Consider the following 14,535-nt stretch of genomic DNA (forward strand, 5'->3'; position numbering starts at 1 on the left):
CGAGTCCTTATTTCAGCGGCGAGTTTTTACGCTCGATGCTGTATCGCTCAAGCTCTTTGTACGGCACTACCTGGCTTTTCTTCTTGCGTACGTCCACGACGGTCATGCGGTCGGTGCAGGAGTAGCACGGGTCGAGGCTGCCGATGATCAGCGGCGCATCGGAAACCGTGTTGCCGCGTAGCATATAGCGCAGGGTTGGCCAGTTGGCGTAGGTGGCCGCGCGGCAGCGCCAGCGGTAAAGCTTCTGGTTGTCGCCGGTCATGCTCCAGTGAATGTCATCCCCGCGCGGCGCTTCGGCAAAGCCGAGGGCAAAGCGGTTTGGAATGTAGGTGAAGCCCTCCACCATCAGCGGGCCGCCCGGCAGGTTATCGAGGCCAAAGTCGATCATGTTCAGGGCGGTAAACACTTCGTTGATGCGCACCTTAAGGCGCGAGATGACGTCGCAGCCCTGCTCGCTGTGCACGGTCATCGGCAGCAGGCCGTAGCCGACGAACGGGTGATCGGCACGCGTGTCGCGGGCGTGGCCGCTGGCGCGCACCATCGGGCCGACGTTGCTGAAGTCGCGGGCGATTTCCGGGTCAAGGCGGCCGATGCCGACGGTGCGCTGCTCGATGTTTGGCGTGCTGAGCAGCATGTCCACCAGCTCCTGCACGTCGCGGCGCATCTGCTGCGCCAGCTGACGGGTCTGGATCATGTCGTCCTTCAGCAGGTCGCGGCGGATCCCGCCGATCAGGTTCAGGCCGTAGGTTTTACGTGCCCCGGTGAGGATCTCCGCCATCTTCATCGACGCTTCGCGCACGCGGAAGAACTGCATAAACCCGGAGTCAAAGCCGACGAAGTGGCAGGCCAGGCCAAGGTTCAGCAGGTGCGAGTGCAGGCGTTCCACCTCCAGCAGAATGGCGCGGATCATCTGCGCGCGCTCCGGCACCACGATCCCCATGCCGTTCTCCACCGAGGTGGTGTAGGCGGTGCTGTGGGCGAAGCCGCAGATGCCGCACACGCGGTCAGAAAGGAACGTCACTTCGTTGTAGCCCATGCGGGTTTCCGCCAGCTTTTCCATGCCGCGATGGACGTAGAACAGGCGATAGTCGGCGTCGATGATGTTCTCGCCGTCGACGAACAGGCGGAAGTGGCCCGGTTCGTCGGAGGTGACGTGCAGCGGGCCGATCGGCACCACGTTGTTCTTTTTGCTGCCCAGCTCGTTGATAAACTCGTAGGTTTCGCTGTCGGTGGTCGGCGCCGGGCGCTGGCGGTAGTCCATGCTGTCTTTACGCAGCGGATAGAGTTCGTCCGGCCAGTCGTCCGGCAGCACCAGGCGGCGCTCGTCCGGCAGGCCGACCGGCACCAGGCCGTACATGTCGCGCACTTCGCGCTCGCCCCAGACCGCGGCAGGCACGCGCGGCGTGACGGACGGGTATTCCGGCTTAGCCGGGTCGACTTCGACGCGCACGGTGAGCCAGCATTTTTCGCCCTGCTCCATCGACATCACGTAGTACACCGCATAGCTGCCGCACAGCTGGCGCTCGTCGTTGCCGAACAGCACCGACAGCCAGCCGCCCTGCTGGTAATAGAGAAACTCCACCACTTCCGGCAGATAGTTCACCTTAATGGTGACGGTAATCTGGTCTTTGGTTTGCCAGGACTCCTCCAGCACCACGCCGGGGAACGCCTGATGCAACGCGGCGAGATACTGCTGACCTTTTTTTTCTTCAGACATAAATACTCTCTTTAATCACGCCACCAGCAAGGAGACGAACGCTAAAAATGCAAAACCAAAACCGGCCCAGGTGATGCGTGACGTTTCAACAAAACGCAGGCGCGCCATGCTGTTTTCAAACAGGGCAATCACCAGCACGCCGACCAGCAGCTTGAGGGCGGCAACTACCACGGCAAGCACCAGACCGGCCGCGGAGAAGTGCGTCATTTGCCCCCACGGGAAGAAGACGCCGACAAACATCTGCAGCACCACCAGCTGTTTAAGGCTGATGCCCCACTTCAGCACCGCGAAGCCGTAGCCGCTGTATTCGGTAAGCGGCCCTTCCTGCAGCTCCTGCTCGGCTTCCGCCAGGTCGAACGGCAGTTTGCCCATCTCAATAAAGGTGGCGAACGCGCAGGCGCACAGCGCCAGCACCAGCGGGATCGAGCGCGCCACCGGCCAGTGATAAACGGAGTCGGTGATAAAGCTGATGTGGGTTGAACCCGCCACCTGCGCGGCGACCCACAGCCCCAGCAGCAGGATCGGCTCAACCAGCACGCCGAGCATCGCCTCGCGGCTGGCACCAATGCCGGTAAACGGGCTTCCGGTGTCCAGGCCCGCAATCGCAAAGAAGAAGCGGGCAATGGCAAAGAGGTAAATCAGCGTGATCAGATCGCCGAGCACGGGCAGCGGCGACGCCACCGTGACCACCGGCAGCGCGGTGGCGATGGTCAGCATCACGCCCACCATCACGAACGGCGTCAGGCGGAAGACCCAGCCTGCGGCGTCCGGTGCCACGCTCTGACGAGAGAGCAGCTTGAAGAGATCGCGGTACTCCTGAAGCACCCCAGGCCCGCGACGATTGTGCATTCGGGCACGCGCCACGCGCGTGATGCCCGACAGCAGCGGCGCGGCGGCGAACAGCACCAGCGCCTGAAGAATTGCCAGTAACAGACTCATGTCAGGCTCCTCGTGAAATCACAATGACCACCAGCACCGCCAGCTCGATGACCGCCAGACGGCGAAACAGCGCGGGCGCGGCGGCACTCTGCCAGCCGGGTACCCAGCCCACCGGGTTCAACCAGTGGCGCAGCTTCAGCACGACGGCGAAGTTCTCTTTCACCGGCATGGCGAAACCGTGGGCGGTGATGACCATCGACTGTTCGTGTTCGTAGCCGCAGGCCCACGCCGCCCCGCGCGAGCGGGAGGCAAGACGGTCGCGCCTGAAGAACAGCATCAGCACGAACGGCAGCAGCGGTGCGCCAATCAGCAGCAGCGCCATCATCGGCTGGGAAACGACGGTATGCGCCGTCGCGAGCGGCAGCGGAATAGCGTTACCCAGCAGCGGCAGCAGCCACGGCGCGGCAACGCCGCCCGCGATGCAGCACAGTGCCAGCGCGACCACGCTCACGCCCATCAACAACGGCGCGCAGCAGGCGTTTTCCGCTTCGCGGGTGCGCGGCGCGCCGAGGAAGGTCACGCCGTAGACTTTCGCCATGCACATCACCGCCAGCGCCCCGGTAATCGCCAGCCCGACCGCCAGCAGCGGGCCGAGCAGTCGCGCGATAAATGCGTCGCTCTGACCGAGCGCGAAGAAGGACTGATAGATCACCCACTCCCCGGCAAAGCCGTTCAGCGGCGGCAGCGCGGCCATCGCCATCAGCCCAACCAGCATCGCGAGTGAAATCACCGGCATCTTTTTGCCAATCCCGCCGAGCTTTTCGATATCCCGATGACCGGTGCGGAACCAGACGCTTCCCGCGCCGAGGAACAGGGTGCTTTTAAACAGGCTGTGGTTGACGAGGTGATAAAGGCCGCCGATAAAACCGGCCGCAATCAGCGCCGGCTGGTTAAGCGCCAGCCCGGTAACACCCGCGCCAATGCCGAGCAGGATGATGCCGATGTTTTCCAGGGTGTGGTACGCCAGCAGGCGCTGGATGTTGTGCTCCATCAGGGCGTACAGGCCGCCGACGAACGCGGTGATCATGCCCGCAATCAGCAGCGCCACGCCCCACCACAGCGGCGGCTGGCCGCCGGTCAGCGTAATCGCCATGATGCCGAACAGCCCCACTTTCATCACCACCACGGAGAACAGCGCGGCGGCGGGCGCGGAGGCATTCGCATGCGCCTGCGGTACCCAGCCGTGCAGCGGGATGATCCCGGCGAGCAGGCCAAAGCCGACCACGCCCAGCAGCCAGACGTCATTCCCCAGCGGATGCCCGTTGAGCGCAGAAAAATCCAGGGTGCCGAAACGCTGCCACACCCGCCAGCAGGCCAGCGCCAGCAGCAGCGTGCCGAGGCGGCCTAGCGCAAACCACAGCTTGCCGGAGGCGCTGCAGCCCGTCAGGAACACGCCGCACAGCGCCATGATCTCCGCCATCACCACCAGCGCGCCGAGGTTGCTGGCGATAACGGTGCAGACCGCCGTCGCCATCAGCAGATTCACCAGCAGGCCGTTGGCTTTGGCGTGCGGATGGCGGTGCCAGTCGAAATTGAACAGGCTGATAAACACCCCGCACAGGCCAAAGGTCACCAGCCAGATGGCGTTCAGCGGCGTAATAGCCACGGTGTGGCGAATCAGCGGCATGAGTGTTTCAACAGATTGCCCTCCGATCAGGACGACACCGCCCGCAGCGAGCGTCATCACGCTGCCGACCGCCCCGCCGATACCGGCGATCCCGCCGCTCAGGGTTTTATGGAAAGAGAACACCAGCGCCAGCACGGCGGCGGCAGCGAAGCACGCCACGGCGCCGTTAATCATGAATATCGCGTTCATTTCGCCCCCTCGTTTAGCGCCTGCAAAAGCGAAAGATCGCCAAAATCGCTGTTGATGGTCAGCTCGCGCTTGCGCTTGCTGGTGCGGGCGATGTCGCGAATGTTGACCAGAATCAATGCCTTAGTCGGACAGGTGCGCACGCAGGCCGGGCCCTGCTCATCGAAGCTGCACAGGTCGCATTTCACCGCAACGGCGCGAATGCCGGGCACCCAGTCCAGCAGCGTGCTTACGCGTGCAGGAGCCGGTGGTGCAGGTGGGGCTTTTGGCGAGTTGGCGTTCGCCGGAATGTGCAGCGGACGGCTGCCGGAAAATTCAATCGCGCCGAACGGGCAGGCAATGCCGCACAGCTTGCAGCTTACGCACAGGCTTTCGTTCAGCTGGACCGCGCCATCAACGCGGGTGATGGCATTCACGGGACAGACACCCGCACACGGAGCATCTTCACAGTGGTGGCAGAGCTGCGGAGCAGACTCCTTTTCATTACGCATGACGCGCAGACGCGGCATGGACTGCAGCCCATGCAGGCGGTGGGTTTCCGAACACGCCGCCTCACAGGTTCGACAGCCAATACAGACCGTCGAGTCAGCAATTACAAAACGGTTCACCGGGCAATCCTCAGGTGATGGTCATTTTTGACGAAGAAAAACTGTCTTATCGACACTTTCGACACTTGGTTATCAGGCAACGTGTGCGGAGGCATTTCCCGCCGTCAGCTGTTTCAGATCGACCGGCAGGTCGTGCTCAACCGCGGTATAAAGACCGTTGTAAACCGGCGCGATTTTCTCCAGATAGTGCTCGAGCACCTGCTGGCGATCGCGGTTGCTGACGTAGCCATCGACCATGCCGTCAGCCATCAACTGCGCTTGCGCAATACACTGTTTTTCACCCTCTTTGTTCTCAACAAAGTACTCAATGGTGTGGCTGTTAAAGCTGTCTGCCAGGGTGACAAAGACCGTGAAGTGGCCGAAAAGGACAAAGCGCATATCGCCCTGCGCCGCGCAGCTCATCGCATGATGCAGACGGGCTTTTGACAGGGTGATCCCCTGAACCAGAGAGTTGCAGTAGAGGTGCCACTGATCCTGAAGCTGCTGATGACGCTGCGCGATGTAATCCGCTTTTTCGCTGATTTCCCAAATAGTCATAGAAGGTATCCGGTTAATGGAGATAGCGGCTGTTAAGCAGATTCCATGCCAATCTTTAACTTATTGAATTTCGTCGACTTTAATTCTTATCACACTGTCAACCGCGCGGTGTCGACGTGTCATTTCGACAGCGTTGACATCGTCACGCCTTAACAAAAATCAAGCTGGCACCGTTATTGCATTCAATGGCGCAATTCATTGAGGAGGCGTCATGCACGAAATCACCCTCTGCCAGCGGGCCCTGGAGCTTATCGAACAGCAGGCAGTGCAAAACCACGCGAAGCGCGTTACCGGCGTCTGGCTGAAGGTCGGCGCGTTTTCCTGCGTCGAGACCAGCGCCCTGACCTTCTGTTTTGAGCTGGTGTGCCGCGGCACGCTGGCGGAAGGCTGCGAGCTTCATATTGAAGAGCAGCAGGCGGAGTGCTGGTGCGAGCAGTGTCAGCAGTACGTGACCCTGCTGTCGTCAAAGGTTCAGCGCTGCCCGCAGTGCCAGAATACCGGGCTGCGGATCGTGGCGGATGACGGTATGCAGATCCAACGCCTCGAAATTGAGAAGGAGTAATGTATGTGTAGCACCTGCGGTTGCGCCGAAGGCAACCTGTATATCGAAGGGGATGAACATCGCCCTCACTCCGCGTTTCGCTCCGCGCCCTTTTCACCGGCCCCGCGTCCTGCGGCAACGCTGACCGGCATCACCTTTGCGCCTCAGCAATCCCCTGCGGGCGATCTGCACTACGGCCACGGCGAAGCGGGCACCCACGCGCCGGGCATCAGCCAGCGCCAGATGCTGGAGGTAGAGATCGACGTGCTGGACAAAAATAACCGGCTCGCGGCGCGCAACCGCGCGCGCTTTGCCGCCCGTCAACAGCTGGTGCTGAACCTGGTCTCCAGCCCCGGCTCCGGTAAAACCACGCTGCTGACCGAAACCCTCAAACGCCTGAACGAACGTGTTTCCTGCGCTGTGATTGAAGGCGATCAGCAAACCGTTAACGACGCGGCGCGCATTCGTGAAACCGGCACGCCGGCAATTCAGGTCAACACCGGCAAAGGCTGCCACCTGGATGCGCAGATGATTGCCGATGCGGCCCCGCGCCTGCCGCTGGCGGATAACGGCATCCTGTTTATTGAAAACGTCGGCAACCTGGTCTGCCCGGCGAGCTTTGACCTTGGGGAACGGCATAAAGTCGCGGTGCTCTCCGTCACCGAAGGAGAAGACAAACCGCTGAAGTACCCGCATATGTTTGCCGCCGCCTCCCTCATGCTGCTGAACAAAGTCGACCTGCTGCCGTACCTGAATTTCGACGTGGATAAGTGCCTGGCGTATGCCCGGGAAGTGAACCCGGACATTACGATCCTGCTGGTCTCCGCCACGCGCGGCGACGGGATGGACGCATGGCTGAACTGGCTGGAGAGCGAACGATGTGCATAGGCGTACCGGGACAAATCCATTCCATTGACGGGAACCAGGCCAAAGTCGAGGTCTGCGGCATCCTGCGCGACGTTGACCTGACGCTGGTGGGCAGCACCGATGAAACGGGCACATCGCGTCTCGGCCAGTGGGTGCTGGTCCACGTGGGGTTCGCCATGAGCGTGATTAACGAAGCGGAAGCCCGCGACACGCTCGACGCCCTGCAAAACATGTTCGACGTGGAGCCTGACGTGGGCGCGCTCCTGTACGGCGAGGAGCGATAGCACATGCGTTACGTTGATGAATACCGCGCACCAGAACAGGTGATGCAGCTTATCGGGCACCTGAAAACACGCTCGGCGCTGCTGGACTACACCAAAGAAAGACCGCTGCGGATCATGGAGGTGTGCGGCGGGCATACGCACGCCATCTTCAAATTCGGCCTCGACCAGCTGCTGCCGGAGAACATCGAGTTTATCCACGGCCCCGGCTGCCCGGTCTGCGTTTTGCCGATGGGGCGTATCGACAGTTGCATCGAAATTGCCAGCCAGCCCGACGTCATTTTCTGCACCTTTGGCGACGCGATGCGCGTGCCAGGGAAAAATGGCTCGCTATTGCAGGCAAAAGCGCGCGGCGCCGACATCCGGATCGTCTATTCGCCGATGGATGCCCTGACGCTGGCAGCAGATAACCCCACGCGCAAGGTGGTGTTTTTTGGCCTGGGATTTGAAACCACCATGCCAGCCACCGCCATCACGCTGCAGCAGGCCAAAGCCCACAGCGTCGATAACTTCTTCTTTTTCTGCCAGCACATCACGCTCATTCCCACGCTGCGCAGCCTGCTGGAGGAGCCGGAAAACGGCATTGACGCCTTTCTGGCTCCGGGCCACGTCAGCATGGTGATTGGCACAGACGCCTATGGTTTTATCGCTGAACAGTACAATCGTCCGTTAGTGGTGGCTGGTTTCGAACCGCTTGATCTACTGCAAGGCGTAACCATGCTGGTTGAGCAGAAAATAGCGGCCCTGAGCGCGGTGGAAAATCAGTATCGCCGCGTGGTGCCCGATGCGGGTAATGAACGAGCGCAGCAGGCGATAGCCGACGTGTTTAGCGTTGAGGGCGACAGCGAGTGGCGCGGTCTGGGGGTCATTGCCGAATCCGGCGTGCGCCTGACGCCCGCGTATCAATCCTTCGACGCAGAGGCGCATTTTCGCCCGCAGCCGCAGCAGGTGTGCGACGATCCGCGCGCGCGCTGTGGCGACGTGCTTACCGGCAAATGCAAACCTCATCATTGCCCGTTATATGGCAACACCTGTAACCCGCAAACCGCGTTTGGCGCGCTGATGGTCTCCTCCGAAGGAGCCTGCGCCGCGTGGTATCAGTTCCGCAATCAGGAGTGTGAAGCATGAACACGGTTGAAATGGCGCACGGAAGCGGTGGTCAGGCGATGCAGCGGCTCATTAATCAGCTGTTTATGGAAGCATTCAACAACCCCTGGCTTGCCGAGCAGGAAGACCAGGCGCGCATTGACCTGTCAACGCTCACCGCCCACGGTGACAGGCTGGCGTTTTCGACCGACAGCTACGTCATCGACCCGCTGTTCTTTCCCGGCGGTGATATCGGCAAGCTCGCCATTTGCGGTACGGCCAATGATATCGCCGTCAGCGGCGCGGTTCCGCGCTACCTCTCGTGCGGGTTTATCCTTGAAGAGGGTTTACCGATGGCAACACTTGAAGCGGTGGTCAGCAGCATGGCGCAGACCGCACGCGAGGCGGGCATTGCTATCGTCACCGGCGATACCAAAGTGGTCCAGCGCGGCGCGGCGGATAAACTTTTTATTAATACTGCAGGAATGGGGGCGATACCGGCCGACATTCACTGGGGTGCGCAGCAGCTTAGCGCAGGCGACGTGTTGATCGTGACCGGAACGCTGGGCTGCCACGGGGCAACCATTCTTAACCTGCGCGAAGGCTTAGGGCTGGACGGCGAGCTGCGCAGTGACTGCGCGGTACTCACACCGCTGATTCAGACGCTGCGTGCCGTGCCCGGCGTGAAAGCCCTGCGGGACGCCACCCGAGGCGGCGTGAATGCCGTCGTGCACGAATTTGCGGCAAGCTGCGGATGCGGCATTGAGCTGACCGAGCGCGACCTGCCCGTCAAGCCTGCCGTGCGCGGGCTGTGCGAGCTACTGGGGCTTGATCCGCTTAACTTTGCTAACGAAGGTAAACTGGTGATCGGCGTGGAACGTACCGCTGCAGAAGCGGTGCTGGAACAGCTTCGCGCCCACCCTTCAGGAAAAAACGCCGCTATCATTGGCGAAGTGGTTGAGCGCAAAGGGGTGCGCCTGGCCGGGCTGTATGGCGTTAAACGCACGCTGGACCTGCCGCACGCTGAACCCTTACCCCGAATTTGCTAGAACCGCGCCATAAGCGGTCAGCACTGAATCTCTTTTTTTGCCAGTTTCTATTGGAAAGCAATATGCCGTATACACCGATGAGCGATCTTGGACAGCAGGGCCTGTTTGACATCACGCGCACACTTTTACAGCAGCCCGATCTCGGCGCGCTAAGCGATGCCCTGACCCGGCTGGTCAGGCAGTCTGCGCTGGCGGACAGCGCCGCGATTGTGCTCTGGCATAGCGGAACGCATCGCGCGAGCTACTACTCAACGCGTGATAATGGCAAAGCCTTTGAGTATGAGGACGAAACCTACCTCGCGCATGGCCCGGTGCGCCGTATACTCTCCCGACCTGAAGTCCTGCACTGCAATTTTGCGGAGTTCCGGATGGCGTGGCCAAGGCTGGCAGAGAGCAATCTCTATCAGCCTTTCGGGCATTACTGCATGTTGCCGCTGGCGGCAGAGGGCCAGATTTTTGGCGGCTGCGAGTTTATCCGCATGACCGACCAGCCCTGGAGCGAAGCGGAGTACGAACGCCTGCACACCTTTACCCAGATAGTGGCCGTGGTGGCGGAGCAGATCCAGAGCCGCGTCACCAACAACGTGGACTACGACCTGCTGAGCCGCGAGCGCGACAACTTCCGCATTCTGGTCGCCATCACTAACGCCGTGCTGTCGCGCCTCGACATGGATGAGCTGGTCAGCGAAGTCTCGAAAGAGATCCACCACTATTTCAAAATCGACGCTATCAGCATTGCGCTGCGCGGGCATCGCAAGGGCAAGCTGAATATCTACTCCACCCACTATCTTGATGAGGCCAATCCGGCACACGAGCAGAGCGAAGTGGACGAAGCCGGTACCCTTTCTGAGCGGGTCTTCAAAAGCAAAGAGATCCTGCTGCTCAACCTGAACGAACAGGATCCGGTCGCGCCGTACGAGCGGATGCTGTTCAACACCTGGGGCAACAAAATTCAGACCCTGTGCCTGCTGCCGCTGATGTCCGGCAACACCATGCTGGGCGTGCTGAAGCTGGCGCAGTGTGAGGAAGGCGTGTTCACCACCGCCAACCTGAAGCTGCTGCGCCAGATTGCCGAGCGTATCTCTATCGCCCTGGATAACGCCCTCGCCTACCAGGAGATCCACCGCCTGAAAGAGCGGCTGGTGGACGAAAACCTCGCCCTGACCGAACAGCTCAACAACGTGGACAGCGAGTTTGGTGAAATCATCGGGCGCAGCGACGCCATGTACAGCGTGCTTAAGCAGGTTGAGATGGTGGCGCAGAGCGACAGCACGGTGCTGATCCTCGGCGAAACCGGTACGGGTAAAGAGCTGATTGCCCGCGCTATCCACAACCTGAGCAACCGCAACAGCCGCCGGATGGTGAAGATGAACTGCGCGGCGATGCCCGCGGGTCTGCTGGAAAGCGATCTCTTCGGCCACGAGCGCGGCGCATTCACCGGGGCCAGCAGCCAGCGGCTGGGCCGCTTTGAGCTGGCGGACAAAAGCTCGCTGTTCCTCGACGAAGTGGGCGACATGCCGCTGGAGCTACAGCCGAAGCTGCTGCGCGTATTGCAGGAACAGGAATTTGAGCGCCTTGGCAGCAACAAGCTTATCCAGACCGACGTGCGGCTGATTGCCGCCACCAACCGCGACCTGAAAAAAATGGTCGCCGACCGCGAGTTTCGAAGCGATCTCTATTACCGCCTGAACGTCTTCCCGATCTGCCTGCCGCCGCTTCGCGAACGCCCGGAAGATATCCCGCTGCTGGTCAAAGCGTTTACCGCGAAGATTGCGCGGCGGATGGGCAGGAACATCGACAGCATTCCTGCCGAGACGTTGCGCACCCTTTCCTCGATGGAATGGCCTGGCAACGTGCGCGAGCTGGAAAACGTCATCGAACGTGCGGTGCTGCTGACGCGCGGGAGCGTACTGCAACTGTCGCTGCCTGAAATTTCTCTGCCAGACGAGAGCCTCGTGGCGGCAGAAGTGGCGCAGGCAGGCGAAGACGAATACCAGCTTATTATGCGCGTACTGAAAGAGACTAACGGCGTGGTCGCCGGGCCGAAAGGTGCCGCCCAGCGTCTGGGGTTAAAACGCACCACCCTGCTGTCACGCATGAAGCGTCTCGGGATTGATAAAGAGAGCCTCATTTAAAACCTTATTCCGGCGGTGTTTTTCTGACACCGCCTTTTGTTCCCCTGCGTAATTGTCCCTCATTGACACAAAATCGTTTCCTCTGTATAAAATTCCGCCTTAATAATGCGTTTCATTTGCATCAAAAATAATTTTAATGAAGGGTAGCGTTTAATGAAAAAGGTTCTCTGCGCGTTAGGCCTGGCGGTTGCTTCGATCAGTTCAGCTCTGGCTACCACGTACCCACTCACCATCGAAAATTGCGGGTATAAAGAGACGTTCACCAAAGCGCCGGAACGCGTCGTGGCCCTGGGGCAGAATACCGTTGAGATCCTGCTTCTGCTGGGTCTGGAAGATAAGGTTAAAGCCAGCGCCTTCTGGCCGACAAAAGTGCTGCCGCAGTTGGCTGAGCAGAATGCAAAAGTGAAGACGCTGACGGTTGAAATTCCTACCCTTGAATCCATCCTTTCGCAAAATCCCGATTTTGTTCCTGCCCAGCTGCCGCTGCTGCTCGGGCCGGAAAGTAAGGTCGCAAAACGTGAAGATCTGGCTACCGTCGGCGTGAACAGCTATTTATCACCAGGCATGTGCGCCACCAAAAAGGCCGCAGGCGATATGTACGGCAGCCGCCAGACGCTGTGGGATATGACGTACCTTTATAAAGAGATTGAAGACTTCGCGAAGATTTTCAACGTTGAAGCGCGCGGCCAGGCCGTCATTGCCGATTTCAAAAAACGCGAGGCCGACCTGCGTCAGGAATTTGGTAAAAACAAAAAAGATCTCTCGTTTGTCTTCTGGTTCTCAAGCGCCTCGCCTTCGGCGGATGCCTATGTCGGCGGGAAAAACAGCGCCTCCGGTTTTATTGCCAACGTGCTGGGCGGCCATAACGCCATTACCGCTGAGACCGAATGGCCAACCGTCGGCTGGGAAAGCATTATCGCCGCGAACCCGGACGTGATTGTTGTCTCCAGCCTGGACCGCAACCGCTGGGCGCTAGATAACGCCGAAGAAAAAATCAAATTCCTGAAAAGCGATCCCGCCGTCAGCCAGCTGGACGCGGTGAAGAAAGGCCATATCGTGGTGATGGACGGCCAGGCCATGAACCCGACAATCCGCACGATTTACGGTGCTGAACAGGTGGGTGGACAGCTCAGAAAGCTGGGGCTGAACTGATGACCGTTGCCGTACTTCAGGCCCGCCAGGGCCTGATCCTGACCACCTCTGCTCTGCTTGCCCTTATTCTGCTGTTTCTGGTGATTGCCCTTGGCGTCAGCGTCGGCGAGCTGTCGATTCCGCTCTCCAACGTCTTTTACGCTATCGGCAATAAGCTGGGGCTGACCGACGTTCCGCTCAACCGCATCTATGAGAGCGTGATCTGGGACTTTCGCCTGAGCCGCGCGCTGGTGGCGGCCTGCTGCGGCGCGGGGTTAGCCATCTGTGGCGCCGTGCTGCAAAGCCTGCTGAAGAACGCGCTGGCGGAACCTTACGTGCTCGGCGTGTCGGCGGGTGCGTCAACCGGTGCGGTGTCGGTCGTCGTATTGGGGATTGGCACCGGCGCGGTGTCGCTCTCTGCGGGCGCGTTTGCCGGGGCGTTTGCCGCCTTTGCGTTTGTCGCCTTCCTGACGAACGGCGCGCGCGGGGGGAATGAACGTACCATTCTGGCAGGGGTCGCCGCCTCACAGCTGTTCAACGCCATTACCGCCTATACCATCAGCACCTCCGCCAGCGCGCAGCAGGCGCGCGACGTGATGTTCTGGCTGCTGGGCAGCTTCAGCGGCGTACGCTGGCCGGAATTCCAGCTGGCGCTGGTGGTCGTGCTGGCAGGCCTTGCCGTCTGTCTTTACTATTCCCGGGCGCTGGATGCGTTCACCTTCGGTGACGATGCCGCCGCCTCTTTAGGCATTGCCGTACCCTGGGTGCGTCTTGCCTTGTTCACCACCACCGCACTGATTACCGCGACCATCGTCAGCATGGCGGGTTCAATCGGCTTTGTGGGGCTGGTGGTGCCGCACGTCATGCGCTTCCTGTTCGGGCCGCTGCACCGCACGCTGCTGATTGCCAGCGCGCTGGCGGGCGCGATCCTGATGGTGCTGGCCGATATCGCCTCGCGCATGCTGATTGCCCCACAGAGCCTGCCCGTCGGCGTAGTCACTGCGCTGGTGGGCGTGCCGTTCTTTGCCGTGATTATCTACCGTTCAAGGAATAAGTGATGAGTATCTGCGCTGAAAATATTACCTGGAAGGTAGGCAAAAAGGTCATCGTCAATGACGTCTCGCTGAAGGTTTCACGCGGCGAAACGGTAGGACTGCTCGGCCCTAACGGCTGCGGAAAATCGTCGCTTTTGCGCATTCTGGCAGGCCTGCGTCGCCCGGATAGCGGCAGCGTTACCCTGGACGGTCAGGACATCTCCCGCATCGCCAAAAAGCAGCTGGCGCGCCGCGTGGCGTTCGTTGAGCAGCACGGTATGACCGATGCCAACATGCGCGTGCGCGACGTGGTGAAGCTCGGGCGCATTCCGCACCACTCCCCTTTTTCGAACTGGAGCGCGCAGGATGACGAAACCGTCACTGCCGCCTTGCAGCGTGTCGATATGCTGGACCGCAGCGAGCAGGGCTGGATGAGCCTGTCGGGTGGGGAACGGCAGCGGGTGCATATCGCCCGCGCGCTGGCGCAAACGCCAACCGAAATCCTGCTGGATGAACCCACCAACCACCTGGACATTCACCATCAGATGCAGCTGATGCATCTCATTAGCGAGTTGCCGGTGACCAGCATCGTCGCCATCCACGATCTTAACCACGCCTCGATGTTCTGCGATTCGCTGATTGTTATGCAAAAAGGGCAGATCGTCGCAACCGGCACCCCGCAGGCGATCCTGTCGGAGGAGCTGCTCTGGGACGTTTTCAGAGTGAAAACCAAAATTGAGCTCTCGCCGTACCATGGTAAAAAGCACATTCACTTTATTGTGTAGAGCCGAGTAAAC

At 60.4% G+C, this 14,535-nt stretch carries 14 protein-coding genes; 9 read left to right on the forward strand and 5 right to left on the reverse strand.

Annotation, left to right across the window (positions count from 1 at the left end; all coding sequences use genetic code 11):
• Positions 1 to 7 precede the first annotated feature (7 nt).
• The 5 genes from hycE to hycA all read right to left on the reverse strand — a co-directional run bounded on the left by hycE (position 8) and on the right by hycA (position 5,614).
• Positions 8 to 1,717, reverse strand: a complete 1,710-nt coding sequence (gene hycE / locus K5E19_RS11760) for a formate hydrogenlyase subunit HycE (RefSeq protein ID WP_221551349.1) — start codon at positions 1,715 to 1,717, stop codon at positions 8 to 10.
• Between the two features lie 15 nt (positions 1,718 to 1,732).
• A complete protein-coding gene (locus tag K5E19_RS11765; RefSeq protein ID WP_221551350.1) occupies positions 1,733 to 2,656 on the reverse strand; it encodes a respiratory chain complex I subunit 1 family protein in 924 nt (307 codons plus the stop codon).
• A 1-nt stretch (position 2,657) separates the two neighbouring features.
• A complete protein-coding gene (gene hycC / locus K5E19_RS11770; protein WP_221551351.1) occupies positions 2,658 to 4,472 on the reverse strand; it encodes a formate hydrogenlyase subunit 3 in 1,815 nt (604 codons plus the stop codon).
• A complete protein-coding gene (locus tag K5E19_RS11775; protein WP_221551352.1) occupies positions 4,469 to 5,077 on the reverse strand; it encodes a 4Fe-4S dicluster domain-containing protein in 609 nt (202 codons plus the stop codon). The genes hycC and K5E19_RS11775 overlap by 4 nt, the downstream gene beginning before the upstream one ends.
• A gap of 72 nt (positions 5,078 to 5,149) precedes the next feature.
• Positions 5,150 to 5,614 (reverse strand): formate hydrogenlyase regulator HycA, encoded by a 465-nt coding sequence (gene hycA, locus K5E19_RS11780; RefSeq protein WP_221551353.1) that lies wholly within the window; start codon positions 5,612 to 5,614, stop codon positions 5,150 to 5,152.
• A 211-nt stretch (positions 5,615 to 5,825) separates the two neighbouring features.
• Here hycA and hypA point away from each other — a divergent pair, with 211 nt between their 5' ends.
• The 9 genes from hypA to K5E19_RS11825 all read left to right on the forward strand — a co-directional run bounded on the left by hypA (position 5,826) and on the right by K5E19_RS11825 (position 14,523).
• Complete coding sequence (hypA, locus tag K5E19_RS11785) at positions 5,826 to 6,176, forward strand: hydrogenase maturation nickel metallochaperone HypA (RefSeq protein ID WP_221551354.1); 351 nt, start codon at positions 5,826 to 5,828, stop codon at positions 6,174 to 6,176.
• A gap of 3 nt (positions 6,177 to 6,179) precedes the next feature.
• Positions 6,180 to 7,043 carry a hydrogenase nickel incorporation protein HypB gene (hypB, locus tag K5E19_RS11790; RefSeq protein ID WP_221551356.1) on the forward strand — a complete coding sequence of 288 codons (864 nt, stop codon included), beginning with the start codon at positions 6,180 to 6,182 and terminating at the stop codon, positions 7,041 to 7,043.
• Positions 7,034 to 7,306 (forward strand): HypC/HybG/HupF family hydrogenase formation chaperone, encoded by a 273-nt coding sequence (locus tag K5E19_RS11795; RefSeq protein ID WP_221551451.1) that lies wholly within the window; start codon positions 7,034 to 7,036, stop codon positions 7,304 to 7,306. The genes hypB and K5E19_RS11795 overlap by 10 nt, the downstream gene beginning before the upstream one ends.
• Positions 7,307 to 7,309: 3 nt before the next feature.
• Complete coding sequence (gene hypD / locus K5E19_RS11800) at positions 7,310 to 8,431, forward strand: hydrogenase formation protein HypD (RefSeq protein ID WP_221551358.1); 1,122 nt, start codon at positions 7,310 to 7,312, stop codon at positions 8,429 to 8,431.
• Positions 8,428 to 9,438, forward strand: coding sequence for a hydrogenase expression/formation protein HypE (gene hypE, locus K5E19_RS11805; protein ID WP_221551360.1), 1,011 nt, complete (start codon positions 8,428 to 8,430; stop codon positions 9,436 to 9,438). The genes hypD and hypE overlap by 4 nt, the downstream gene beginning before the upstream one ends.
• A 62-nt stretch (positions 9,439 to 9,500) precedes the next feature.
• Complete coding sequence (gene flhA / locus K5E19_RS11810; RefSeq protein ID WP_221551362.1) at positions 9,501 to 11,573, forward strand: formate hydrogenlyase transcriptional activator FlhA; 2,073 nt, start codon at positions 9,501 to 9,503, stop codon at positions 11,571 to 11,573.
• A gap of 153 nt (positions 11,574 to 11,726) precedes the next feature.
• Complete coding sequence (locus tag K5E19_RS11815; protein WP_221551364.1) at positions 11,727 to 12,725, forward strand: ABC transporter substrate-binding protein; 999 nt, start codon at positions 11,727 to 11,729, stop codon at positions 12,723 to 12,725.
• Positions 12,725 to 13,762, forward strand: coding sequence for an iron ABC transporter permease (locus K5E19_RS11820; protein WP_221551366.1), 1,038 nt, complete (start codon positions 12,725 to 12,727; stop codon positions 13,760 to 13,762). Before K5E19_RS11815 ends, K5E19_RS11820 begins: the two co-directional genes overlap by 1 nt.
• Positions 13,762 to 14,523 (forward strand): ABC transporter ATP-binding protein, encoded by a 762-nt coding sequence (locus K5E19_RS11825; protein ID WP_221551367.1) that lies wholly within the window; start codon positions 13,762 to 13,764, stop codon positions 14,521 to 14,523. The genes K5E19_RS11820 and K5E19_RS11825 overlap by 1 nt, the downstream gene beginning before the upstream one ends.
• Positions 14,524 to 14,535 lie beyond the last annotated feature (12 nt).

Source organism: Enterobacter sp. RIT637, from assembly GCF_019718755.1.
Taxonomy (GTDB): domain Bacteria; phylum Pseudomonadota; class Gammaproteobacteria; order Enterobacterales; family Enterobacteriaceae; genus Enterobacter.